Consider the following 23,574-nt stretch of genomic DNA (forward strand, 5'->3'; position numbering starts at 1 on the left):
GAGGACAGTGAAAACTTAAAAAGGAAATATCCAATTACATTTACTACGTTATTAATCAGGAATCATGGCTTCATATTTAAATAAAAAAACGGATCGCTTGTAACGATCCGCTTTTTTGTTATGATACATATGGATTTGCTGGTTCGCCCACTTTTTTGCCGAAGACAACGCGGTTAAGCAAGAAGCAAATGATGGCAAACAAGCTGAGCAGAATAAAACCGAGCATGTAAGAACCAGTAACGTCTTTCACGATTCCCAGCAAAATCGGCGGGAAAAAGCCGCCAAGTCCGCCCCATGCGCCGACGATGCCGGTGACAGCGCCTGTTTCTGCAGGGAATAGCTGCGGAACAAGCTTAAAGACCGCACCGTTTCCTAATCCGGACATAATGGCGATAAACAAGCATGCGACTGTCATCACAACAATATTTTCCATTCCAAATGCAATGGCAAGCGCTCCAATCGTAATTCCGGCATAAACGAAATTCAATACCCGTTCGGCACCGATTTTATCGCCGAGGTTTCCGCCAATCGGCCTTGCAAGTGTCGCAATAATGGTAAATCCAGCAGCGCGAAGCCCGGCATCAACCGGAGTTAAACTATATAAATCAATGAGCAACGATGGCAAATAAATGCCGAATGCGACGAATGCTCCGAATGTCACGAAATAAAATAGTGATAAAGTCCACGTATGTTTATATTTCAACACAGATAACGAATCAAGCATCGTTTTTTGCTGCTTAGGCTTTGGCATATCCGGAGTAAAGAACCAAACAAGAAGGAGCATGATGACAACCGGGATAATCATCCCCCAAAACGCCCACTTCACTCCAAAAGCTGCCGCAATCGACGGAATAGAAAAACTTGCGACCGCCGTTCCAATATTGCCCATCGCGTTGATGCCGAGCGCTGTTCCTTGTTTTTCTGGCGGTGTTAAGCGCGATACGAACGTAACGGAAATCGCAAACGATGTTCCTGCCATTCCGATAAAAAACGCCCAAAACATTAACATTGCATATGAATCAGCAAAACCCGCTCCTATTAATGGAATAATTATGAACAATAGCAACAACGAAAATAATTGTCTGCCGCCAAATCGATCCGTCCAAATCCCGAGCGGAATGCGCATAATGGAACCAAGCAAAACTGGAATCGCAACTAAAATGCTTTTTTGTGTCGATGTTAGCCCGTACATTTCTTGGAATGTATTCGCCAACGGAGAAAATACAGCCCATACGGCAAACGCAAACGTCATCGCCAACGTTGTAATCGGCAAAAGAGCTTTTTGCTTATTCATCACGAAAATCCTCCTTTTTGATCGCAGCCATCATCCACTTCTTTTGAGTACATCATACGGAAATGAAAAAAGAATGTTTGTGATGTTTCTCACATTTTTTTATAGTGTCACATAATTGTAAAAAATTGATTTCCATCTTTATCATGTCCTGACGTTTATAAAAAATGTCTTGAAAATCGTTTTAATTAATCTGAAAATAAAAAAAGCTGGCTCCCATATGAGAACCAGTTAACAGTGATTAAAATAGATGTTTTTCTTTTTGTCGCAATGCTTTTGGAATGTATACGCAATACGGTTCGCTTTCTAAGTAATCACCCGTAACAGCATACGCCCGCGAGCGCGATCCGCCGCAAACGTAGCGGAATTCGCATACGCCGCATTTTCCTTTATATTTATCAGGATTGCGCAAGTCTTGGAAAATCGGCGAATTCCGGTAAATTTCCGCAAGCGGCGTTTCACGGACGTTTCCTGCTTTCACCGGGAGCAACCCGCTCGGATATACGTCACCGATATGAGAAATAAAAACAAATCCATTGCCATCATTGACCCCTTTTGGCGCGCGTCCAAGACCGTCAACTTGTCCAGTTAATCCTTTCATCAGCACGTCTTCATAGTTAATTTCATCGCCCGAGATTTGATTTTCTCGCATTTTCGCTTGCAACACGACGCGGCGATAATGCTGCCCTGCTGTCGTTTTTATGTCAAACGGGACGCGCTTGCTCGTTTCATAAAGCCAACGAAACACTTTTTCATGTTCCACCGGCGAAATCATATCTGACTCTTTTCCGCGGCCTGTCGGCACAAGGAAAAAGACGCTCCAAAGCACACATTTTAGTTTTTCAACCAACTCTGCCATTTCATCAAGCACATGGACGTTATATCGAGAGATGACGGTATTAATTTGCACTGGAATATCAAGTTCATGTAAATATTCAATCGCTTTTATGGTCAAATCAAACGAACCGGATGTTCCACGAAAACGATCATGAATTTCCGCGTTTGGCCCATCTAAACTAAACGCCCAACGAGAAAGGCCAACTTCCTTCGCTTTCCGAATCGCTTCCTTTGTCACGTTCGGCGTCGCACTTGGCGTCATTGAAACATGAAGTCCTTTGTCAATCGCATATTTGGCAAGATCATATACATCTGGGCGCATGAGCGGGTCCCCGCCAGTAAACACGAGAAGCGGCTGATCCATCTCATATATATCATCAATTAACTTTTTCCCTTCTTCGAATGTCAATTCGCGCGGATCGCGGTGATATTGCGCTTCCGCTCGGCAATGAACACATTTTAACTGACATGCCCTTGTTAGTTCCCAAATCACAATAAACGGATTTTCGTTAAAGTCCCTCACTATTGTTCCCCTCCTTGTTCTCATTGTACTGCATTGGAGAGGACACTAATGTGATAAATATCACAAAGTGACTTATGTCACAATATCGTCAAACTCATTCGGCGTGTTTACATTGCGAAAGACGATCTCATCTTCCCAAAAATCTTGCTCGTTAACATAGTGGACATGGCAATGGCGAAAAAGCGATTTCATCCTATTATCTTGTGCCTGTAGAAGTTTTTCGATCTGCTTGCATGTTCGCCGATGATATATGCCAACTAACGGCTGAATTCGGCCGAAATGCGCACAGATAATCGCATCAAACTTCTCGTTCGCATATTTAGCAAGTTTTGCCGCTGCTTCTGGACGCATATACGGCATATCGCACGGAAGCACAAATATCCATTCCGCTTCGCATTCTTTCATGACCGTATAAATTCCAGCAAGCGGTCCTTGGCCACGATACCGTTCATCGTCCATAATCACTTTTTCCGCCGTCTTTTGTCGAAAACAGTCTATTAGCGAAGGATGGCTAACAATATAAATATCCTCTACTACTGCGCGTAACGTTTCCACAGCAATTTCAAAAAAATATTTTCCGTTAAATTTGGCAAACGCTTTCGGGCTGCCAAAACGCCGCGACCGCCCGCCGGCAAGAACCACTCCTGCCATTTTGTTCATTCATTTTTCCCCTTTCACCAAAATCTTTGTTTTACTGTACCATGGAAGCAACAAAAAAAAAAGATTCCCGTCATTCTTTCGGGAATCTTTTTTAGCATTCATGTTTATTTTTTGCCGATTGCGACTCGCCAAATTTCTGGTCCTTCTTCCAAGTACTCCCAAGTAAATTGGTCTGGACGTTCCATCATAAACTGATAATGCAACGGACGCGGATCATGGTCATTCGTTAATTCCATCACTTCACCTGGTTTTAAGCTATCGAATAAGCGAAAGATCGCAGGGTGTCTTTCTCTTGGCTCATAGTCAGGCGCATGAATTTTTGCGGCAAATTGATTCATACTTATTGCCTCCTTTATAGTATAATTAATTATGTATACATCATAATCATTTCTGTCGTTTGTCGTAGTGACGAATATCACAATTGATGGATGAAAATTCTCAATGCCTGTGAAAGGAGAAATGATGATTGGAAGAGCTTGTTGGCTTTTGTTCGCAGTGCGGCAAACCAATTCATTGTTTTCATGGTTTCTTAAACGGCGTCATTTGCGACGAAAAAGAAACATTATACTGTTTTCAATGTCACGAGAAAAAAGAAAAAATGCAGAAAACCTAACAATAAACAAGATAGAAAGCGCTATCATAGAAAGATAAAAAGAATCACAGCACAAATGGCTGTGATTCTTTTTTGTTTATTCTTCTTTTGTTAGATCGACGACCGGAAGCGCTTCTCCCTCACCGTGTGTCGGTTTACGCAAATGGAATAGCGCTTTTACGCTGAACCCCATAATCACGATGACACCAATTAAGAAAATCGTATCTGGAACAGCACGGATCAGATTCAAGTTTTGCACAATATCTTGTTGTAAAAACTCTGGAGAGCGAGATGCCCAATAGCCTTTTTCAAAAGCTTCTTTAATTTGCAGAATGCCGACTGGCAACAACGTCACTGCAATCATCCCTGCAAGCCCGATATTGAGCATCCAGCATGCAAATTTTAATAATTTATCGTTCCATGCTTCCGGTTTCACGATATTGCGCAATGAGTAAAGCAGCACGGCAATACCGAACATTCCGTAAACACCCATCATCGATCCATGGCCGTGGGCTGGTGTTAAAAATTGCCCGTGTTCAAAGTAGCTGACTGCCGGCAAGTTGATAAGGAATCCAAGCACACCCGCGCCGACTAAGTTCCAAATTGCCGTAGCAATTAAGAACCAGAATGTCGATTTATAAGGGAAGTTAACCCCGCCGTCGCGCATCATTTTATACTGTTCATATGCTTCTAAAATCAGCAATGTAAGCGGAATGACTTCGAGCGCTGAGAAGACGGCGCCAAGCGCAATCCATATTTCCGCCGAACCGTTGTAATAATAGTGGTGGCCGATACCGATGACCCCGCTGCCAAGCAAAATCGTAAATTGGAAATATAATGCTCTTACTGTAGATTTTTTTGTAACAAGTCCTAATTGCACTAACAAAAAGCCGATAACAACAACCGCAAACACTTCGAAAATTCCTTCTACCCACAAATGGATAATCCACCAGCGCCAGAAATCTGCCATTGTAAAGTTCGTGTCTGGCTTAATAAAGAACGCAAAGATGTAAAAGAACGGCACCGCAATTGCAGAATAGAACAATAAGTGAATTAGTCCGCCTTTATCACTTTCCCGCTTCAATCCGCTCTTAATGCCGCGGAAGACAATAAACAGCCAAATAAGCATACCTACTACTAAGATAATTTGCCAAATGCGTCCAAGCTCAAGATATTCCCAACCTTGATGGCCGAGCAAGAACCAGTTGTTTCCTAAATATCCGTTTACTCCAAGCCATTCACCGATCATGCTGCCGCCGACAAGAACGACAAGCGCCCAGAACAAAATGTCAACAAGAAGCCCTTGTTTTTTCGGTTCATGTCCGCCGACAAGCGGTGCGATAAAAATCCCCATACCTAACCATGATGTTGCAATCCAAAAAATTGCTAGTTGTAAATGGTAACCTTTCGCAATGTTAAACGGCAGTAAATCGTGAATCCATTTGATGCCGAAAAAGCTGTCTGGTTCTATATAATAATGGGCAAGCAACGCGCCAAACATCGATTGAACGAAAAACAGCACGGCTACGATTGTAAAGTATTTTGCTGATTTCACTTGCGAAGGGGTTAATGGCTGCTTGCGCAAATCGATAACTGGAAATTGTCCTTCTTTATATGCTTCTTGCATGCTCAATTGATAACGATGGAAGAAGTACAAAATAATCGCGACAAATAAAATTAAGATGGTCACACTTGCACCGCTCCACCACATGGCGGAAAACGTCATTGTATTTCCTGCATCTTTGTAATAAGGCCAGTTGTTGGTGTACGTAATATTGTCACCGATACGCGGAGTGCTTGATAACCAAGCTGTCCAGAAGAAGAAATCGGCAATTTGCTGAATTTGATCGCTATCCGCAACCCAAGCGCGATTTGTTTTTGGCATATCCGATTCTTTAATCAACCCTTTTTGCAAGCCCCAACCATCACCGTTTGTAAATACATCGCGGTAATAGTCACGAACTTTTTGAAGCCCATATACTTGTGCATCTGTTAACACAAGCACATCGGTAATTGGATTGTAGCGGTTTTTCCGCATTTCTTTAATAACTTTATCCCGAATGATTGTTTTTTCATCTTTGGATAGCTCAGAGAATGGCTTATCATACAGTTCTTTTGCTTTATACTCTTGCATTCCTTCCGTATAAATCTTCAACGCTTCTGCTGTATAATCCGGCCCCATGTAAGAACCATGTCCAAGCACTGTACCGTAATCCATTAATCCGTATTTCTGGAACACGGACTGCCCACCGATAATTGTTTCTTTCGTCATTAATACGTCGCCGCTTTCGCTTCGGACCTCTTTCGGTCTTGGCGCCATTTCTTTAAAAATCCAGTATCCGCCAACTAGCAAGACGGTAAAACTGATCAAAATGGTAAAAATTAATATAGATTTAAGAAAACTATTTTGTGTTCGACGTTCAGGACGTGGAGACGTACGAACCGATCGATTAATTTCCATAAATAACCACCTTCCTATCATTAAATTCGCCTTCATTGTAACGCTGCAAATGGGATTAGAATGTGAGGTACGGCAAACGTTCGCTATGATTTTCATCACTATGATTTACGTCACAACTCTTTTATGGAAAATGTTATAAAATTAAGTTGGAGGAAGCATTGTTCCTTCTTATTGCTTAAAACAATACGACTATTTTTTTATATATAAATTTAAGGAGAGATTATCTATGACAAATGATTGGATGAAAGAGAGATTAAAAAGCGTACCGCTTTTCCGTGAATTATCCGATCATGAGCTTGAATCGCTTGTGGCTATTTCTCATGTGCGCGTCTATAAGCCGCGGACGTTTGTATTTATGCAAGGAGACCCGCTCGAGCGCGTCTATTTCGTTCATTCCGGGACGGTAAAAATTTACAAAACCGATATGAGCGGGAAAGAACAAATCATCTCGATTTTGCAGACAGGTGAAATGTTTCCGCATACCGGTTTTTTCTTAAAAGGCACGTACCCTGCGCACGCAGAAGTCATCGACGAAGCGACGTTAATTGTGATCCCAATCGCTGACTTCGAACAAACGTTAATTTGCTATCCAGAGGTATGCATTAAATTATTTCGCGTCATGGGCGAAAAAATCGTTGATTTGCAAAAACGTTTAGAAGAACAAATTCTTCATAACACATATGAACAAATTATTATGCTTCTGTTGCGCTTAACGAAAACAAATGCGGTACCGCAAGGGAAACTTTACCGTTTGACTGCTCATGTGACGAATCGAGAGCTTGCCAACATGATCGGCACCTCACGGGAAACGGTAAGCCGAACGCTCAGCCAATTAAAGCGAAAAGGATTGATTGATATTAATGAAGATGGATTTTACCTTATTGATAAAGAAGGATTAGAAAAAGAAATCTTTTTCTAATGGATGTGACGAAAATCACAACGCTTGAAAATGAAAATTACTATCATAAAAAACAAAGGAGGGATTTCGTTGGGAAAGATCGTAGAGTTGGATGTCCGCGAGGATTTACAAAAGAAAATCGAACCGTTTGAAAAAATTATGAACACGATTAAACCGCTTCAAGCGGGGGATACGTTTATTCTGCATGCGCCGTTTAAACCGATCCCGCTTTTTCCGATTATGAAAGCAAAAGGATTTACGTATGAAGCGGAACAGATTGGGAAAAAACATTGGAAAGTCACGTTCGTAAAACAGGGGTGAGAACGATGATTCTTGACAATCGTGGGTTAGAGCCGCCGCAGCCAATGATGAGAACATTGGCGGCGTTAGAGAAACTGCAGCCTGGAGAAACGTTAACCATCATTAACGACCGCCGCCCGATGTTTTTATACGAACAACTTGATGAGCTTGGCTATAAATACGAAACGACAGAGCGCGAGGATGGCAGCTTCCAAATTACGATTACAAAAGGATGACCATCATGATTCCAACAAATACTGCATATGAAACAAATATTCGTCTTCCTTTTTTATTTATCTTGTTTGGTGTCATTGCTTTTGTTGCATCACAAACAGTCGCACTCGTTGCCGGACCAGCCATGGTAAACGGAGCGTTCCGCCTGCCGATCGTCTGGGCGGCGGCGCATTTGGCCGTGCTCGGTTTTGCGCTGATGGTTGCGATGGGAGCGATGTACCAGCTCGTTCCAGTCGCGTTTTTGACGCCAATTTGGAGCGAGAAATTAGGATTTGTGCAATTTTTTATTACAGCAGCCGGAATCGTATTATTTTCTGCCAACTTAGCGTTTAATGCGCACTTCGCCTTTTTCCCAGGGTTGTTGCTTGTGCTTGGCATCATGCTCTTTCTTTTTCAAATGGCAATGACATTGCGGAAACAGGCGAAAAAAAATGTCATGACATTGTTTGTCGGCTCGGCACTTGCTTGTTTGGTATTTACAATTGTCTTGGGACTGACGCTTGCCTTTCATTTTTGGAACGGCAGACAAACGATCGATCATCTCTTTACTTTAAAATCGCATATCTTATTTGGCGTGTTCGGCTGGTTTACTCTGCTTATTATCGGTTTTTCCTATAAAATGGTGCCGATGTTTTCCCTCGCACATGGGTTTTCGATGACGTTGGCGCGATACGTATACGTCATTTATATGACGGGGCTTACCGTTACATTTATCAGTTTTTTCGTAAATGGACGATGGGTTTTCATCTTTGGTGTTGGGCTTTTATTTATTGCATTCGCACTATTCACTTACCATATATGGTCGATTTTGCAAAAACGGATGAAGAAAAAACTTGATCATCCATTTCGGTTTGCTTTGCTTGCCATTGCGATTGCCTTTATCCTGCACGGGGCAGCATTTATTTTATCGTTTTTCGGCAATCTTCACGGAATTGCGATTGTGATTTACGGCTATATACTTGGCTGGATTATGTTAAGCATCATCGGCTATTTATATAAAATTGTTCCGTTTTTATGGTGGACGCACCGCTACAGCAAAAAGATCGGCCAAGAAAATGTGCCGACGTTAAAACAAATGATGAATGAGAAATGGACTGTTGTTCAATGTGTATTGTTTATCATTAGCATTATCGGCGCCGTAGCTGCATTGACTGTTTCCAGTCTGACGATATTTTATGCCGCCCAAGGTGCATTGACATTGTTTTCTCTTCTCTTTGCCGGGACGATTCTTTCGGTTTTGTGGAAATAAAAAAGGAGGCTATAATTATGGATATTCGCGAATTGGTACTTCAGCAGCTTCGAACGGTTATTGACCCAGAACTGGGGATCAATGTCGTGGATTTAGGGTTAATTTATGATTTGCAAATTAATGATGGAAACATATATATTTTAATGACCCTTACGACACCGGGCTGCCCGCTTCACGACTCCATCGTCGGCGGTGTGAAACGTGCGCTCGAACATATCGATGGAATCCGCGATGTACAAGTACAAATTACATGGAACCCGCCTTGGACTCCAGAACGAATGAGTGAAGAAGCGCTGCGGCAATTAGGGCATTTTTCATAACTTTTTTGGGGAAATGTCCTGTCCGCTTTTACCCCTCCGATAATGTTGTAACGGCTATGCCATAAGCATAGCCGTTTTTTTCTTACACATGTTTCGTAAACCATTTCACCGTTTCTAAAAACGCTTCCCTTGTCACTTTATGCCCTGCCGTATCATCGGAAATAAACTTCAAATTTTCTTCTTTTCCTTGATAAAGCGGTTTTATTTGTTCATAAAACTCATATGTATAAGAATAAGGGACAACTTGGTCGCACTTTCCATGCCAAATAAGAAGCGGACGACCCGCTAATTTCTCCGGCTGTCTAGAAAGGTCATACTTCATTAATCGCGACTTTTCCCGCTTTAGTTGTTCATCGGAAAGCGGAATTGCCACTCCCATTTTTTTGCCTGTTTCAATTAAGGCGTCAAAAAATGCTTCATACATTGGATTTCCCATCAGCGAAACGGCCGCTTTAATCCATGGATATACGGCAAGTGCGCCAAATGTGACAATCCCCCCCATCGATGTACCGGCAAGTCCTACCCGATCCTGCTGAATGAGATTGCGAAGTTCTAATTCCTCTTTGATTTGTTTAATTTCCGTAATCGTACGCGTCACAATATTCCAGAACGCCAATTGCAGCTCACGCTCAGATAAAGACGAATCTCGTTCACCGTGATGCAGCGCATCCGGTAAAATCACGCGGTATCCCGCCTCGGCAAGCAAGTACCCAAAGTGCAAATTATGTTCTTTTGCACTTGTAAATCCATGAATAAACAAAATAAACGGCAATCGTTCTTCCCGCTTTTCTTTTTTTACGACATGCAGCACAGGCACTTGGGCAACGGTTTCTTTTTCAATGATGACCATGATCCCAAAACTCCTTCATTCTTTTTTCTATAGTGTAACATGTAGACAAGAATTTTGGAAAAGAGTTACACTATATTAGAAAAGATCCAAAAAAACAAAATGATGATAAATATAGTAGTGACCTTAAGATCATGATCGTATATACTTTAAAAAAACATGTAAAGGGAGTTATTATGAAACAATATTTAATTGCGTTGGATTTAGATGGTACGTTATTAAAAGATGACAAAACGATTTCCCCATTTACTAAAGAAATGATTTTACGCGCAAAAGAAGAAGGGCATCTTGTCGTGATTGCAACTGGAAGACCTTATCGCGCCAGCAAAATGTACTATGAAGAGCTTGGACTCACGACGCCAATTGTCAACTTTAACGGAGCGTTCGTCCATCACCCTGCCGACCATTCATGGGGGATCCGTCATTTTCCACTTCCGCTCCAAACCGTAAAAGACATTATTGAAGTAAGTGAAACGTACTCGATTAAAAATATTTTAGCCGAAGTGATGGACGATGTATACTTTCATGAACATGATGAAATACTGCTAGATATTGTCCGGCTTGGCAACCCGGCTATCGAAATCGGCGACTTGCGCTACTCATTAAAAGATGATCCAACGAGCATCCTTATTCATACAGACAAACAACATGCCGACCAAATACAGTCGTACTTATCTGATGTTCATGCGAACGTATTGCATCACCGGCGCTGGACCGAGCCATGGCATATCATTGAAATCGTTCGCGCCGGTGTTCATAAAGCGTTTGGCCTCAAGCAAATCGCTGATTATTTCCATATCCCTAGAGAACGGGTCATCGCTTTTGGAGACGAAGATAATGATTTAGAAATGATCGAATGGGCAGGTCATGGCATCGCGATGGGCAACGCGATTGAGCCCCTCAAACAAATCGCCAACGATGTGACTGCAACGAATGAAGAAGACGGCATCGGTATTTATTTAAAATCAATGTTAAAGCTGTAACGAATTGCCTTATTACAATCCCCCTTATACGGTTACACTATCCATGACGCAACGTTGCGTCTTTACTTTTCAAGGGGGGGGAATACGTCTTGGGTAAACGAAATAAATCGAAACGCTTCATTCAACAAAGCGTCGATGCGGTAGAAAAACATGACGAACGAATCCCTTACCACATGACATACGCTGAAGCGGAAGAGCGCAAAATGCAAAAAGCGTTTGAAACGTCGCTTGGAGGCGAATAACGATGGGCAATCGATTGTTTCAAGAAGCGCGCAAAGCGGTCATGCAGGCAAAACAAGCAGCAAACGGTCAAGTGGATATCGACTTGGATCGCGCGATCGCCATAGCAAAAAACGCCTTATCTTCTGCCTATGCTCATTCCAGCTTGGCAGAAAAAGCGCAGTTGCGTCAATTCCAGGAAGAACTTGATCAACTCACTCAGTAAAGGTTGCGGCGCTCGTCCGCAACCTTTTTATAGGAAAGAAAAATTGTCTTTTTTCATCATAATCGCTACACTAAAATATATCTTATCTTAACTTTATAAGAGGTGGATGCAGTGTCGATTCAAATTATTACGGACAGTGGAAGTGATCTCCCATATTCTTATTTGCAGAAGCATAACATCGCGTTTCTGCCGCTTCTTGTCCATTTCAATGGCGAAGAATACGAAGACTTTATTACCATTGAACCAAAACAAGTATATGACGCGATGCGCAACGGACAAATCGTGAAAACGGCGCAAGCGAATCCGCTAAAAATGAAAGAACTGTTTACCAAGTACGCAAAAGAAAACCGCCCTTGTCTATATATCGCGTTTTCCTCGCAATTATCTGGTACATATCAAACCGCGATGGCGATTCGCAGCGAAGTGCTTGAAGAATATCCTGAGTTTCAGCTAACGATTATCGATTCGAAGTGCGCGTCGCTCGGACAAGGACTTGTGGTGATGAAAGCGGCGGAACTCGCAGAAAAAGGAATGCCGTACAACCTATTATGCGAAACGATTGCTTCTTACTGCCGCCATATGGAGCATATTTTTACGGTAGACAACTTAGAATTTTTGGCGCGCGGCGGACGAATTAGCAAAACCGCGGCAATGGTTGGCGGCCTTTTAAACATTAAGCCGCTTCTCCATGTCGAAGACGGCAAACTTATTCCGCTGGAGAAATTACGCGGCCGCAAAAAAGTGCTAAAGCGCATGGTCGAAATCATGGGCGAACGCGGCGACGATTTGCAAAAACAAGTGATCGGTATCAGCCACGGCGACGACGAAGAAGCCGCATTGGAATTAAAGCAGCTTATTGAAAAAACATATGGCTGCACACGCTTTTTCATCACCGAAATCGGCGGCGCGATCGGCGCGCACGCCGGTCCGGGCACATTGGCGCTCTTTTTCTTGAACAAATATATTGAGGTATAAGTCCTTCTTTTCCACGCATACTAATGGTGTACACCGTGGATAAAGGAGTGCACGCCAATTATGTCACATACAAGCGATAACGATAAAAAAGCACGAGACAACAACGCGAAACGCCACGAAAAAAACATGTTGCGCGAAAAAAACCGCCAGGCTGGGAAATTTGCGTACTCGAAGAAGACGGATCATTTGTAAACTTAAAGGAAGCTGTTCAGTCAAACTGGCCAGCTTCCCCTACATTTAGCCCTTATTTCCTAACTGTTTTATTTGAATTACTTAACATTGTCTACTAATACAGTGGATAATTCCGGAAAAAATGACAAAACTACAATAAACAACATCATAATTATAGCGTATGGAAATACACCTTTTACAATTTCAGCAATAGTATTTGTTTTATCTAGCCCTTTTAAAACAAACAAATTTAATCCTACAGGTGGAGTAATAAGTGCCAGTTCCATATTGACGACCATGATTACTGCAAACCAAATCGGGTTAAAGCCTAATGATGTTATAATCGGATATAATATCGGCAATGTAATCACGAGTATTGATATGGTTTCAAGAAAACATCCTAAAATTAGCAATACAATGTTTATCAAAATAAAAATTGCCCATGGAGATACATCTTGTGAAATTGCAAATTGCGTGATTGTCTGTGGAATCTGCAGCGCTGTCATAATATATCCAAGTAACATCGCCCCAACAATAATCATTAAAATCATTGCGTTAGTTTTTACTGTCGATAATATAACTGTTTTGATATTGTAAAACGTGAAATTTTTATATACAAAAATGGAAATGAGTATGCTAACCATAGCACCAATTGCTGCAGCTTCCGTAGGTGTAAATATTCCTGCATAAATTCCTCCAACAACAATAATCGGTAATATAAGCCCCCATACTGCTGTTTTAGACGCTTCGATTCTTTCCGTCCAAGTAGCTGGTTTTTCTTTTATGTGGCGAGTTTTCCAAGAAGCAAATATCATAAATGCAATTGTTAGTAATATCCCCGGAATAATTCCTGCAATGAACAGTTTTCCTATAGATTCTCCGGTAATAGAACCGTATATAATCATCGGCACACTTGGCGGAATCAGAATGCCTAACGTTCCTCCGGCAGCCAACAGCCCAAGAACACTTCTTTTATCATATCCGCGTTTTGTCATCTCCGGAAGTGCAACTGCTCCAACCGTAACTGCAGTCGCTACACTTGAACCGGATATAGCAGCAAAAATCGCACAACAAAATAGCGTAGCAATAGCTAATCCGCCAGGAAGATGTCTAAACCACCGGCTTGCCATCTCATATAGATCACGTCCAACACCACTAACCACCAAAACTTGACTCATAAGAACATACATCGGCAATGCTGTAAGAGTAAAATCATCCAAAGACTTATAAGAAATAATAGGAATTTGGGAGAAGGAAAATGTTCCACCATTAAATAAATACATGCCTCCTATAGCGAGTAGTCCAAGCGCAAAAGCAACAGGCAGGCCTATTAATAATAATGTTGCCATACCCCCTAGAAAAAAACCGATATTCATAAATGTCCTCCTCCCTTGTGTATTCCGCCATCGATAATTTGCAGTATAAACGCGAAACAGAGCAATATACCGCCTAGCGGGAGAAACATTTCCGGAAGATACATAGGTATACGTAACAACGATGATGAAGTTGTCCCTAACTTATACGTACCTAAAACATGTTCAAACCCATAAATAGTGAAAATAAGGCTAAAAATTAATCCTAATACATTAGAAACATATGCAAATACTTTTTTCATTTTATCCGACAACATATTTACCAATAAATCGACCGTAATATGGGAGTACGATCGAACTGCATAAGCAGATCCTAAAAAACAACTCCCGATAATCGCATATATAGATAATTCCGTAGCCCAGATGGTAGGTTGATTAAATACTGCTCTAGAAGCCACGTCAAAAGTTGTCATAAATGTAGTTAATATAATTAATACCCCTGCTGCTATTCCCCCAGCATTAATTAATTTGTCTAAAAAAACATATAACGATGGAAATAATTTCATCTTGCCCCTCCTATGACAATGGGGAAGGGAGTTTTCCTTTCCCCGTTTTTCCAATTTGATAGATTTATTGATTTATTCGCTCCACAACTTCAAGCAATTCTTTTCCTAAATCTCCTGCATGTTCTATATATGCATCCCTTGCTGGTTTGGCAGCTTTCTTCCATTTTGGCAGCTCTGATTCAGGTACTACATACACCTCCATTCCCTTTTCTTTCAGTTCTTTTGCGGTTCTTTCATCCTCCGATTTAGCTTTTTCACGAATCCATTGTTCTGTTTCCTTAGCAGTTTCACTTAAAAGATTTTTAGTTTTTTCCGGCAATCGATCCCAAAAATTCTTATTTACCGCAAGAATAAATTCTAGGTATGCATAGTTGTTAATCGTTAAATATTTTGCTACTTCATCATAGTGACGCTGGAGCATAGCAGTTGTTCCCGATGTCGCTCCATCTATTGTTTTACGTTGCAGTGCAGTATACACTTCCCCACCGCCTAAAAACACAGGGGATGCGCCATATGCTTTGATCATTTTCGAAGGAATATCACCGATGCTACGAATCTTTAATCCTTTGAAATCTTCGGGAGATTTAAGTGGCCTAACATTATTGGCAAATTGTGCGTATCCATAATCAGCGTACATTAACACTTTTGCCCCTTTTTCTTCCATAGCTTTGTTTAACTTTTCTCTTAGTTCCCCTGATAATGCTTTTCCCGCCGTTTCGTAGTTAGGAAACACGTATGGAACATCGAAAATACCCATTGCAGGAACTGTGGATGACCATAATGTTGAGGAGTTTACTCCCATTTCTACCCCACCAGTTAATATCGCTTGGTTCATTTCTTTATCACTTAACAACTGACCTGAAGGATATACTTGTATTTTTACTTTTCCACCTGATTTTTCTGTGACTGTCTTTGCAAAATTTTCAATTCCAATAGCAATATGGTGATCTTGAGGCAGATTGTAAGCTAATCGTATTGTTACCGGTTCATATCCATTATTCCCCTCAACACTAGATGATTTGCCATTAGTGAAAGCACTTTTCCCACAGGCACTTAAAACTATAGAAATTAAAAGTAAAATGCTAAATATTAACGATAATTTCCTCATGTTAAACTCCCCTTTTCGCTTTTTCTATGTGGCGTATTCTACCTAATGCTGGATTTGTAGTAAGACTAGCCGCAAAATCAGCAGCCTCCAATAATTTTTCAAAATTAATACCTGTTCTAATCCCCATTCGTTCAAACATATACACCAAGTCCTCCGTCGCTAAATTGCCCGCGGCCCCTGGCGCAAAAGGACATCCCCCAATGCCACTGACAGAAGTTTCAAATATCCTCACCCCTGCTTCAAAAGCCGCATACGCGTTCGCTAATCCCATTCCTCTTGTGTCATGAAGATGAATGGCAACGGGAACATCCTTAGTAATCTTCAAGACTTCTGTAAGTAACTCTTTTATTTGTTTGGGCGTTGCTATCCCGATCGTATCAGCAATCCCTATTCGCTGAACGCCTGCCTCTATAGCACGTTCAACCAAAGAGAGAACATTTTCAGGATCTACATCACCTTCATATGGACATCCAAAACTCACTGCTATAGAAAAACATACTTTGATATTCTGTTTACCGCTTTCCTCCATCAACTGTTTAAACTGTGTAAAATTCTCTTCAATATTCATTCCAATATTTTTAAAATTAAACGTTTCTGTGGCGGCTGTTACCCAATTCACTTCAGGTATCTTTGTTTTAGTTGCTCGGTGGAAACCTTTCATATTGGGGATAAGTGCTACAAATTCAATATCGCTAAATCTTTCACACGACTTCAATACATATTCTGCATCTGACATCTGTGGAACTTTTAGTGGATGAACAAACGAGGTGGCTTCGATTTTCTTTATTTTTGATTCCACTAACATTTCAATTAGTTTTATCTTTTTTTCTATGGGGACAATAACGTGTTCATTTTGCAAACCATCTCTAGGGCTTACATCAATGATTTGCACATCATCCAATTTATATGACCCCCTCTTTTTTTAGTTTTTTCAGTTGACCATGAGAATAGCCTAAGAGACCCATGTATATTTCTTCATTATGTTCCCCTAATTTAGGGCCGATCCATTTCATCTCACCCGGAGTATCGGACAATTTTGGAACAATCCCAGGGAAAAGGCACTCTTTTCCGTCTTCTAATTTCACTGGCAATAACATATCCCTTTCCTTATATTGCACATCGTTAACAATATCTTTAATACTGTAAATAGGGCCTGCTGGGACCAAGGCATCATCGAGCATTGTCAACACTTCCTCCAAAGTATGCTTCTTTGTCCAGCTTTCTATTACACTATCAATAAATTCAACATTTTCTGCACGTCCTTGGTTATTTGAGTATCTAGGATCATTAGCTATATCTTCCCGACCTATGGTCTTCATGAGCCTTTGGAATATGTTATCGCTGTTCCCGCCTATGACCACGTGCTTTCCATCTTTGCACTCATACGTATTAGATGGCGCTACACCAGGCAAAGTGCTCCCTGATCTTTCTCTTACAACTCCGGTTAAAACATACTCTGGAAGCATCCCTTCAAGCAGACTAAACACAGATTCGTAAAGAGCAACGTCAATTAATTGTCCTCTTTTTTCCGCGTCCTTATCTCTTACATGTAATGCCATCAACGTGCCAATCACCGCATACATGCCAGCCACTAGGTCTCCTATTGCAATACCTACTCTTACTGGAGGACGGTCTGGATACCCAGTCAAATAGCGCAGTCCTCCTATTGCTTCCGCAACACTCCCAAAACCGGCTTTATCACGATAGGGACCAGTTTGGCCATATCCTGATATTCTTGTCATTATAATAGATGGATTTAGTTTTTTTAACTCTTCATAACCAAGACCCCATTTTTCAAGAGTCCCAGGCTTAAAGTTTTCTAATACTACATCAACTTTCTTGACCAACTGTTTAACGATATTTTGACCTTCAGATTTCCTTAAATTAATAGTAATGGACTTCTTATTTCTCGCCTGTACATACCACCATATGGAAGTATTTCCATGCATGAGTCTCCAATTCCTTAACGGGTCTCCTGATGTAGGCTCTTCAATTTTAATCACTTCCGCCCCAAATTCAGCAAATATCTTTCCCGCAAAAGGGGCAGCTACAAAATTCCCCATCTCAAGTACTTTAACACCTTCTAATGGCAACTTTTTAGTCACTTCGTCTTTCACTTCCTTTCTTTGTAAATATCCATATAAAAATTGTAATCGTTTACAATATGATCTCTCATATATTGCCGGGCTTCTTCTGCATATCCGTTTACAATCGCTTCGAATATTTTCAAATGCTCTTGAATAGCTGATTCTGCTCGTAAGACATTGCCTTTTAATATGGCTATTCTGTACATGCTATTGATCCCTCTTAACTGGCTAATCATCTTGATTAAAAAAGGATTGCCGCTCGCTTGCACTATTCCTTCATGAAACCTTGTATTCATATCGTGTATTGTTTTTAATTCATATTTTTCGCTTCTCTTCTTATTGAAAAACAATTGTTTACGAAGCGTATCAATTTGCTCCTTCGTGATTCTTTTGGCTGCATAGTAAGCAGCGACGGGTTCTAATTCCACTCTGCATTCATAAAGATATTTAAAATTTTTTATATCTGGATTAAATACCGTGACCCCTCCCCCTTTATTTACAGTAACAAGTCCGTCCTTTTCCAATAAACGAATCGCTTCCCTAATCGGACTACGGCTCACTTGAATCCTTTTTGCTATTTTTTCTTCTATGAGCCTCTCCCCTGGTGCAATACCACCTGTAATAATTTCTTCCCGTAAATACTCGTATACTTGTTTTTTCAATGTCTCCCTCTTCATAATTTGTTGTTTCAATCTTCTCACCTTCATTTTCGTCGACTGTATACAATATGTTTCAAAATTTATTAACACTATTTACAACTAATTTATTAGGCAAAATCATTAATTATTACTCTTTTTAAGTGAATCCATTATCGTTTGGTTTGCATCTATCTTCCGATATGCATTGATGGTTATTTAGTCTTTTATCTCAATGATGAGCAAAGATTATATAAATTCATTACTTGAGTAATTTTGGTAAAGAGAATTTAAAGGAACACTATATCAACATGGTGAATCATCTCCCTAATAATGACTAAACGACTTGAAGGAGTAAAAAAACCTGCAGAAAATGTAATAACAATGATGTGGACGATGATTTCAAACTGTTTGAAAGGATGAATAAGAAAGTGGCAAAGACCAACACGGTTGTTGGTATATTAGAGACCATGCATAGCAAGGAATTAAGAAAAACATCTCTCTTTGCCTATTTACAACCACCTTTCGTTAATCAATAAACGAGGCTTTTTGCATTTAAAAACTCCCTAACTACCTTTCACTAATGGGTAGCGTTAAATATACAAAACATCCCCCGCTGTCACTGATTTTCAGCCGGGGGATGTTACGCAAATATTGGAGTCATTCTTTTGTATGAATACAAGAATTGCTGATTAATCTCTCATTCCATCCGAAACTTCGCCATCACCTCATGCAGTTCATCCGTCAATTGTCTTAGTTTCGTTACTTTCTCCACCATTTTTTCAAACGCTGTCAGCTGTTCAGCCATCGAAGCGGCAATTTCTTCACTGCCGGCCGCCGATTGTTCGACGACGGCGCTGATGCTTTCCACATTTTGCAATACTTTCTCCTCTAATTGTTTCGACGTGATAACATCATCGACAAGTGCTTGAATATCGGCGGAAATGCCGGCGACTTTGTCCTCGATTTCGGCAAACGCCTTCGTTGTCGTTTCAATCGATTGCGATTGCTGCTCGGCGATTTTTACCGCTCGGTCAACGGTTTCGGAAACCGTGGAAATGCCATGCTTAATCAGCGAAACTGTTTCAAAAATTTGTTTTGTCGCCTGTGCGGATTGCACGGCAAGCTTGCGCACTTCTTCCGCGACAACAGCAAATCCTTTCCCCGCTTCTCCCGCTCTTGCGGCTTCAATGGCCGCGTTTAACGCCAACAAATTCGTTTGTTCCGCAATATCGGATACCACCTTTGCCATTTGTTCAATGTTGGCGGCGTAGCTCGTAAATTCATTCGTCGCCTGTTCAATCGACAATGTCGCTTCATTGCTTTCGCGAATGAAGTGCATTTGTTGTTCCATCGCTTTTTGGCCATGTTGAATCGCTTCGACAGCCGTCTCGCTGTAATGTGCTGTCTGTTCGGTTCGCTCCGCTGTTTTGGCAAACGTATCATCCATTTTTTCAATCTGCTGTACTGCTTGCTGCAATTCTTCAGAGATGCTTTGCGCTCCAGCGGATAACTCATTGGTGGATAACGCAACTTGCCGGTTGATCTCCGTAAGCATTTTATTTTCTGTTTCGATTTCTTTTGCAAATGTTTCGACTTGTTGACTAACCACTTCTACCGAACGAAGCAGACGCTTCAACTCCTCGACCATTGTATGAAATGACACATTTAATGCACCTAACTCATCGTTTTGTTTATAGTCAATGCGCTCAACAAGCAAATTGCCCCCCGCGATTTCGACCGCATTGTGGGCAAGCTGCTTGAGCGGATTCGTAATCGAGCGCGTCAGCCGTAGACTCATAGCACCTGACACAACGATGAGCGCGATGCTGCCGATGACCGCCGTCCAAATGACAAAACGGATTTGTGCCTGTAAATCACGCTGGAGCTCCTTGTAGTAATCATTCGTATACAATTGCAGCATGTAAATATCATTGACCGCCCCTTCGATTCGCATCGCTTGCCGTCTTGCTTCCGATACATCGCGATGTTCAAGAGCGGCAAGCGACGCATTATGCACTTCGGCAAATTTTTGTTTTGCTTTTTCTAATAGCGCGCGAAATTCCTTTTGTTTCAATGATTTTTCTAATTCGCCAATCAGCTTTTCTGTCGTTTCGATTTGCGCCAGCACTTCTTGCTTATTTCCTTCCGTCATATTGTAGGCGGCGTTGTTTAAGCTCTGCTTTGCCGATTTCATGCTTGCCTCGAGCTTTTCTATCGTCAACAAAACCGGAACGATATCTTTATTCGTTGCCTGAATCGACAACATATTGACGATGATGAACCCCATCAATATGATCGATGCGATAAGTGAAAGAAACGAATGAAGCCACAATTTTCTGCGAATTGTCATTCTAATCCCCTTTTCTGTATTACTTTGTCGCCACTTTGCCGTCCACAATGTTTTGTTTCCACTGTTCGAGCAGCTGTTGTTTTTGGTCATCCCATGGGATAACGCGAATCGGCGCGAGCCCAACTCCATTTTCCGCTAATCCAAGCTGAACAGTGCCGGTTGGCAATTCCCCTTTTTCCACGTATTGTTTTAACACGCGAAACAAGGCGACATCGACATTTTTGACCATTGATGTCACAACCGCTTTTTCCGCGTAAAAATATTGGTCGCTGTCAACGCCAATCGCATACACGCCTCGTGCTTCCGCTTCCCGAAGCGCGCCAACTCCCGTAAATCCTGCCGCCGTATACACGACATCACTCTTTTGGTCGAACATTTCTCTAGCAATTTGGGCGCCGAGCTTGTCATTTCCGAAATCACCTGCATACACGATGTGAACGGAGGCGGACGGCTTCACGGCGTGAACCCCTTTTTCAAACCCCGCCGCAAATTTACGAATCAATGGCACATCCGCCCCACCGATAAACCCGAGGCGGTTTGTTTTTGTCACAAGCGCCGCCAACACTCCGGCAAGAAAGCTTCCTTCATCTTCTTTAAACGTAATCGATGTCACGTTTGGCAAATCAGAAACAGAGTCAACTAAAATAAAACGCTGCTTTGGATATTGTTTTGCCACTTTCTCCAAATCCTCTTGCACCATAAAGCCAAGGCCAATGACGACATCATTGCCATCTTTAATAAGCTCCTTCAATCCTTGTTCATACGTTTTCGTATCTTTCAATTCACGATAATCAAAAATGATGCCTAGTTCATCACGCGCTTTCATTAATCCGCGAAATGCCGAGTCGCTAAACGATTGATCTCCAAGTCCGACGTCCGACAACATAATCCCGACTTTGATACTATCTTTTTTCGTTACCGTCTCTTTCGTCGAACAACCAGTCATCATCAAAATAACCAATAACGCAATAACAAGATGCCATATACGTCTTTGTTGTTTCATTTGTTCGTCCCCTTCTTTTCATGGTGTCCATTATTGTTTATCGGCATCATTCTACATTTGTTGAGTTTTTTGCATAAAAAAAGCAAAGCTGTAATTGGCTTTGCTTTTTATTATCACTTGATATACGTCCACCCATCTTCTTGATATACTTTTCCTTCCTTCATCAAACGTCCTAATGCTCGTTTAAAGGCGGCCTTGCTCATATGAAAGCGCGCTTGGATATCGTCCGGGTCGCTTTTGTCGTGATACGGCATCGCTCCGCCGCGGCTTTCTAAATACGCATAAATGGCCGCCGCGTCTTCATCGATGCTTTCGTGTTTGCGCGGCAGTAAGGAGACATTGACCGTCCCATCCTCTTTCACGGCGATAATCCGCCCTTCCACCACTTCACCAAGGCGCGGTTCGCGGCGCCACTGCGATTCATGGACAAAACCGAGATAACCGACATCGGAGATAAGAAACGCTCCGACCTTAATCACACGGTAGACGCGCCCGCGAATGTTTTGATTGAACGCTGATTCCGGCGCGCTTACGGCGATTTGTTTCATCGTTTCATCATCCGCTAATTTAGCAAGCAGCCGTCCTCGTTTATCCATTTTTAACGAACAATATAATTGATCCCCTCGCTTCGGCCATAGCGAACGAAGCGGCGGCAGATCATCGATGGACACGAGCATATCTTTGGAAATGCCAATATCAACAAAAACACCCAATTTCGGAACAATGTCCACCACTTCAACCCAGTCGTATTTGTGGTTCGTGATTTTTGGCATTTTCATGGTGGCGTACAGCCGCCCGTCGTGGTCATGATATAAAAATACCGTTGCCTCGTCATCCTTCTCAAGTGCTGTATTCGCTTCGCTTTTATGCAGCAGCACTTCCTCCATGCCATTCGTTAAAAAGTAGCCAAACGGCATTTTCCGTTTTACCGTTAATGTCATGATTTCTCCAGGAATTAATCGTTTCATCGCAACCTCTTCCTTTGTCTATATTTTCACGCTTATTATTCCCCACTCCAATGGACAATTCTGCATAAAACGCAGCTTTTCCCTGCATCACAAGGACACTTGCATCGGCGTTCGGCTTCCCCTCCTTTTCTTGTTGTGTCCCTTGCCACATTTTACTATAATAAAATAAAAAATGCTGGAGGTTGTGTATGTCGAAAGAAAGTTCCTTTGATATTGTATCGAAAGTCGACTTATCGGAAGTCACCAATGCGATCAACATCGCGATGAAAGAAATTAAAAACCGCTATGACTTTAAAGGCAGCAAAAGCGACATTTCGCTAGACAAAGACGAACTCATCCTTATTTCCGACGATGAATTTAAATTAGAGCAGCTAAAAGACGTGCTCATCGGCAAGCTCATTAAACGCGGCGTGCCGACGAAAAACATCCAATACGGCAAAATTGAGCCAGCTTCTGGGGGCACAGTGCGCCAGCGCGCCAAACTTGTGCAAGGCATCGATAAAGAAAACGCGAAAAAAATCAATACGATCATTAAAAACACTGGCCTGAAAGTGAAAAGCCAAGTACAGGACGATCAAATCCGCGTCAGCGGCAAAAGCAAAGATGACTTGCAAAAGGTCATCGCCGCGATTCGCGAAGCGGACTTGCCGATTGATGTGCAATTTGTCAATTATCGATAAAAACGTGATGCTACGGGCACTAAGCGCCCGTAGCATCTTTTTTCATACCCTTTCCATCTATTTCCATTATGCATT

The 23,574-nt window shown here is 41.7% G+C and carries 26 protein-coding genes; 11 read left to right on the forward strand and 15 right to left on the reverse strand.

The features are described 5' to 3' along the window. Positions 1 to 118: 118 nt before the first annotated feature. From QSJ37_RS07475 to QSJ37_RS07495, 5 genes are all read right to left on the reverse strand, one after another. Positions 119 to 1,294 (reverse strand): MFS transporter, encoded by a 1,176-nt coding sequence (locus QSJ37_RS07475; RefSeq protein WP_285754552.1) that lies wholly within the window; start codon positions 1,292 to 1,294, stop codon positions 119 to 121. Positions 1,295 to 1,532: 238 nt separating this feature from the next. Beyond that, positions 1,533 to 2,651 (reverse strand): TIGR04053 family radical SAM/SPASM domain-containing protein, encoded by a 1,119-nt coding sequence (locus QSJ37_RS07480; RefSeq protein WP_285754553.1) that lies wholly within the window; start codon positions 2,649 to 2,651, stop codon positions 1,533 to 1,535. 72 nt (positions 2,652 to 2,723) lie between these two features. Continuing rightward, on the reverse strand, positions 2,724 to 3,311 hold the full coding sequence (locus QSJ37_RS07485) for a molybdenum cofactor guanylyltransferase (protein WP_143415982.1): 588 nt from the start codon (positions 3,309 to 3,311) through the stop codon (positions 2,724 to 2,726). A gap of 104 nt (positions 3,312 to 3,415) precedes the next feature. After that, a complete protein-coding gene (locus QSJ37_RS07490) occupies positions 3,416 to 3,649 on the reverse strand; it encodes a DUF2249 domain-containing protein (protein WP_012749412.1) in 234 nt (77 codons plus the stop codon). 351 nt (positions 3,650 to 4,000) lie between these two features. Next, on the reverse strand, positions 4,001 to 6,364 hold the full coding sequence (locus QSJ37_RS07495; protein ID WP_285754554.1) for a nitric-oxide reductase large subunit: 2,364 nt from the start codon (positions 6,362 to 6,364) through the stop codon (positions 4,001 to 4,003). Between the two features lie 226 nt (positions 6,365 to 6,590). Between QSJ37_RS07495 and QSJ37_RS07500 the strand changes: the two genes are divergently transcribed. From QSJ37_RS07500 to QSJ37_RS07520, 5 genes are all read left to right on the forward strand, one after another. Continuing rightward, positions 6,591 to 7,283: a Crp/Fnr family transcriptional regulator gene (locus QSJ37_RS07500; protein WP_285754555.1), complete on the forward strand. Its 693-nt coding sequence runs from the start codon at positions 6,591 to 6,593 to the stop codon at positions 7,281 to 7,283. 69 nt (positions 7,284 to 7,352) lie between these two features. Beyond that, positions 7,353 to 7,583: a DUF2249 domain-containing protein gene (locus QSJ37_RS07505; RefSeq protein ID WP_171699043.1), complete on the forward strand. Its 231-nt coding sequence runs from the start codon at positions 7,353 to 7,355 to the stop codon at positions 7,581 to 7,583. A 5-nt stretch (positions 7,584 to 7,588) separates the two neighbouring features. Beyond that, the gene (locus tag QSJ37_RS07510) at positions 7,589 to 7,798 is read left to right on the forward strand and encodes a DUF2249 domain-containing protein (protein ID WP_285754556.1); all 210 of its coding nucleotides are present in this window, start codon (positions 7,589 to 7,591) and stop codon (positions 7,796 to 7,798) included. Positions 7,799 to 7,803: 5 nt separating this feature from the next. Further along, complete coding sequence (locus QSJ37_RS07515; RefSeq protein ID WP_285754557.1) at positions 7,804 to 9,045, forward strand: hypothetical protein; 1,242 nt, start codon at positions 7,804 to 7,806, stop codon at positions 9,043 to 9,045. Positions 9,046 to 9,062: 17 nt separating this feature from the next. Beyond that, positions 9,063 to 9,365, forward strand: a complete 303-nt coding sequence (locus QSJ37_RS07520) for a metal-sulfur cluster assembly factor (RefSeq protein WP_012749411.1) — start codon at positions 9,063 to 9,065, stop codon at positions 9,363 to 9,365. A gap of 82 nt (positions 9,366 to 9,447) precedes the next feature. On the opposite strand, the gene yjfP is transcribed toward QSJ37_RS07520, so the two are convergent. Beyond that, a complete protein-coding gene (yjfP, locus tag QSJ37_RS07525; protein ID WP_285754558.1) occupies positions 9,448 to 10,215 on the reverse strand; it encodes an esterase in 768 nt (255 codons plus the stop codon). A gap of 173 nt (positions 10,216 to 10,388) precedes the next feature. On the opposite strand from yjfP, the gene QSJ37_RS07530 reads away from it, so the two are divergent. From QSJ37_RS07530 to QSJ37_RS07550, 5 genes are all read left to right on the forward strand, one after another. After that, positions 10,389 to 11,195, forward strand: coding sequence for a Cof-type HAD-IIB family hydrolase (locus QSJ37_RS07530; protein ID WP_285754559.1), 807 nt, complete (start codon positions 10,389 to 10,391; stop codon positions 11,193 to 11,195). Positions 11,196 to 11,284: 89 nt separating this feature from the next. Next, on the forward strand, positions 11,285 to 11,437 hold the full coding sequence (locus QSJ37_RS07535; RefSeq protein ID WP_012749408.1) for a hypothetical protein: 153 nt from the start codon (positions 11,285 to 11,287) through the stop codon (positions 11,435 to 11,437). 2 nt (positions 11,438 to 11,439) lie between these two features. Beyond that, a complete protein-coding gene (locus QSJ37_RS07540; protein ID WP_285754560.1) occupies positions 11,440 to 11,640 on the forward strand; it encodes a DUF3813 domain-containing protein in 201 nt (66 codons plus the stop codon). Positions 11,641 to 11,751: 111 nt separating this feature from the next. Further along, positions 11,752 to 12,615: a DegV family protein gene (locus tag QSJ37_RS07545; protein ID WP_285754561.1), complete on the forward strand. Its 864-nt coding sequence runs from the start codon at positions 11,752 to 11,754 to the stop codon at positions 12,613 to 12,615. Positions 12,616 to 12,675: 60 nt separating this feature from the next. Then, the gene (locus QSJ37_RS07550) at positions 12,676 to 12,807 is read left to right on the forward strand and encodes a DUF3941 domain-containing protein (protein ID WP_012749405.1); all 132 of its coding nucleotides are present in this window, start codon (positions 12,676 to 12,678) and stop codon (positions 12,805 to 12,807) included. Between the two features lie 77 nt (positions 12,808 to 12,884). On the opposite strand, the gene QSJ37_RS07555 is transcribed toward QSJ37_RS07550, so the two are convergent. The 9 genes from QSJ37_RS07555 to QSJ37_RS07595 form a co-directional block, all read right to left on the reverse strand. After that, positions 12,885 to 14,162, reverse strand: coding sequence for a TRAP transporter large permease (locus tag QSJ37_RS07555; protein WP_285754562.1), 1,278 nt, complete (start codon positions 14,160 to 14,162; stop codon positions 12,885 to 12,887). Further along, positions 14,159 to 14,665: a TRAP transporter small permease gene (locus tag QSJ37_RS07560; RefSeq protein WP_062677786.1), complete on the reverse strand. Its 507-nt coding sequence runs from the start codon at positions 14,663 to 14,665 to the stop codon at positions 14,159 to 14,161. Before QSJ37_RS07560 ends, QSJ37_RS07555 begins: the two co-directional genes overlap by 4 nt. A 64-nt stretch (positions 14,666 to 14,729) precedes the next feature. After that, the gene (locus tag QSJ37_RS07565) at positions 14,730 to 15,773 is read right to left on the reverse strand and encodes a TRAP transporter substrate-binding protein (RefSeq protein WP_285754563.1); all 1,044 of its coding nucleotides are present in this window, start codon (positions 15,771 to 15,773) and stop codon (positions 14,730 to 14,732) included. A gap of 1 nt (position 15,774) precedes the next feature. Then, positions 15,775 to 16,674 (reverse strand): hydroxymethylglutaryl-CoA lyase, encoded by a 900-nt coding sequence (locus QSJ37_RS07570; protein WP_062677788.1) that lies wholly within the window; start codon positions 16,672 to 16,674, stop codon positions 15,775 to 15,777. Between the two features lies 1 nt (position 16,675). Further along, entirely contained in the window at positions 16,676 to 17,878 is a 1,203-nt protein-coding gene (locus tag QSJ37_RS07575) for a CaiB/BaiF CoA transferase family protein (protein ID WP_285754564.1), read from the reverse strand. A gap of 8 nt (positions 17,879 to 17,886) precedes the next feature. Next, complete coding sequence (locus QSJ37_RS07580) at positions 17,887 to 18,561, reverse strand: GntR family transcriptional regulator (protein ID WP_285754565.1); 675 nt, start codon at positions 18,559 to 18,561, stop codon at positions 17,887 to 17,889. A gap of 634 nt (positions 18,562 to 19,195) precedes the next feature. Next, positions 19,196 to 20,848 carry a methyl-accepting chemotaxis protein gene (locus QSJ37_RS07585; protein WP_285754566.1) on the reverse strand — a complete coding sequence of 551 codons (1,653 nt, stop codon included), beginning with the start codon at positions 20,846 to 20,848 and terminating at the stop codon, positions 19,196 to 19,198. Between the two features lie 19 nt (positions 20,849 to 20,867). After that, positions 20,868 to 21,851, reverse strand: coding sequence for a BMP family lipoprotein (locus QSJ37_RS07590; RefSeq protein ID WP_285754567.1), 984 nt, complete (start codon positions 21,849 to 21,851; stop codon positions 20,868 to 20,870). 113 nt (positions 21,852 to 21,964) lie between these two features. After that, entirely contained in the window at positions 21,965 to 22,819 is an 855-nt protein-coding gene (locus tag QSJ37_RS07595; protein ID WP_205424021.1) for a CvfB family protein, read from the reverse strand. A gap of 188 nt (positions 22,820 to 23,007) precedes the next feature. Between QSJ37_RS07595 and QSJ37_RS07600 the strand changes: the two genes are divergently transcribed. After that, entirely contained in the window at positions 23,008 to 23,499 is a 492-nt protein-coding gene (locus QSJ37_RS07600; RefSeq protein WP_062753820.1) for a YajQ family cyclic di-GMP-binding protein, read from the forward strand. The last annotated feature ends 75 nt before the right edge of the window (positions 23,500 to 23,574 follow it).

The organism is Parageobacillus sp. G301 (assembly GCF_030268025.1).
Classification (GTDB): domain Bacteria; phylum Bacillota; class Bacilli; order Bacillales; family Anoxybacillaceae; genus Parageobacillus_B; species Parageobacillus_B toebii.

What these genes read in the sequence shown, in the direction of transcription:
- QSJ37_RS07560 (WP_062677786.1), bottom strand. Translation starts at nt 14,665, where the DNA reads ATGAAATTATTTCCATCGTTATATGTTTTTTTAGACAAATTAATTAAT.
- QSJ37_RS07600 (WP_062753820.1), top strand. Translation starts at nt 23,008, where the DNA reads ATGTCGAAAGAAAGTTCCTTTGATATTGTATCGAAAGTCGACTTATCG.
- QSJ37_RS07595 (WP_205424021.1), bottom strand. Translation starts at nt 22,819, where the DNA reads ATGAAACGATTAATTCCTGGAGAAATCATGACATTAACGGTAAAACGG.
- QSJ37_RS07590 (WP_285754567.1), bottom strand. Translation starts at nt 21,851, where the DNA reads ATGAAACAACAAAGACGTATATGGCATCTTGTTATTGCGTTATTGGTT.
- QSJ37_RS07555 (WP_285754562.1), bottom strand. Translation starts at nt 14,162, where the DNA reads ATGAATATCGGTTTTTTTCTAGGGGGTATGGCAACATTATTATTAATA.
- yjfP (WP_285754558.1), bottom strand. Translation starts at nt 10,215, where the DNA reads ATGGTCATCATTGAAAAAGAAACCGTTGCCCAAGTGCCTGTGCTGCAT.
- QSJ37_RS07500 (WP_285754555.1), top strand. Translation starts at nt 6,591, where the DNA reads ATGACAAATGATTGGATGAAAGAGAGATTAAAAAGCGTACCGCTTTTC.
- QSJ37_RS07530 (WP_285754559.1), top strand. Translation starts at nt 10,389, where the DNA reads ATGAAACAATATTTAATTGCGTTGGATTTAGATGGTACGTTATTAAAA.
- QSJ37_RS07520 (WP_012749411.1), top strand. Translation starts at nt 9,063, where the DNA reads ATGGATATTCGCGAATTGGTACTTCAGCAGCTTCGAACGGTTATTGAC.
- QSJ37_RS07585 (WP_285754566.1), bottom strand. Translation starts at nt 20,848, where the DNA reads ATGACAATTCGCAGAAAATTGTGGCTTCATTCGTTTCTTTCACTTATC.
- QSJ37_RS07565 (WP_285754563.1), bottom strand. Translation starts at nt 15,773, where the DNA reads ATGAGGAAATTATCGTTAATATTTAGCATTTTACTTTTAATTTCTATA.
- QSJ37_RS07485 (WP_143415982.1), bottom strand. Translation starts at nt 3,311, where the DNA reads ATGAACAAAATGGCAGGAGTGGTTCTTGCCGGCGGGCGGTCGCGGCGT.
- QSJ37_RS07490 (WP_012749412.1), bottom strand. Translation starts at nt 3,649, where the DNA reads ATGAATCAATTTGCCGCAAAAATTCATGCGCCTGACTATGAGCCAAGA.
- QSJ37_RS07540 (WP_285754560.1), top strand. Translation starts at nt 11,440, where the DNA reads ATGGGCAATCGATTGTTTCAAGAAGCGCGCAAAGCGGTCATGCAGGCA.
- QSJ37_RS07515 (WP_285754557.1), top strand. Translation starts at nt 7,804, where the DNA reads ATGATTCCAACAAATACTGCATATGAAACAAATATTCGTCTTCCTTTT.
- QSJ37_RS07495 (WP_285754554.1), bottom strand. Translation starts at nt 6,364, where the DNA reads ATGGAAATTAATCGATCGGTTCGTACGTCTCCACGTCCTGAACGTCGA.
- QSJ37_RS07510 (WP_285754556.1), top strand. Translation starts at nt 7,589, where the DNA reads ATGATTCTTGACAATCGTGGGTTAGAGCCGCCGCAGCCAATGATGAGA.
- QSJ37_RS07475 (WP_285754552.1), bottom strand. Translation starts at nt 1,294, where the DNA reads ATGAATAAGCAAAAAGCTCTTTTGCCGATTACAACGTTGGCGATGACG.
- QSJ37_RS07550 (WP_012749405.1), top strand. Translation starts at nt 12,676, where the DNA reads ATGTCACATACAAGCGATAACGATAAAAAAGCACGAGACAACAACGCG.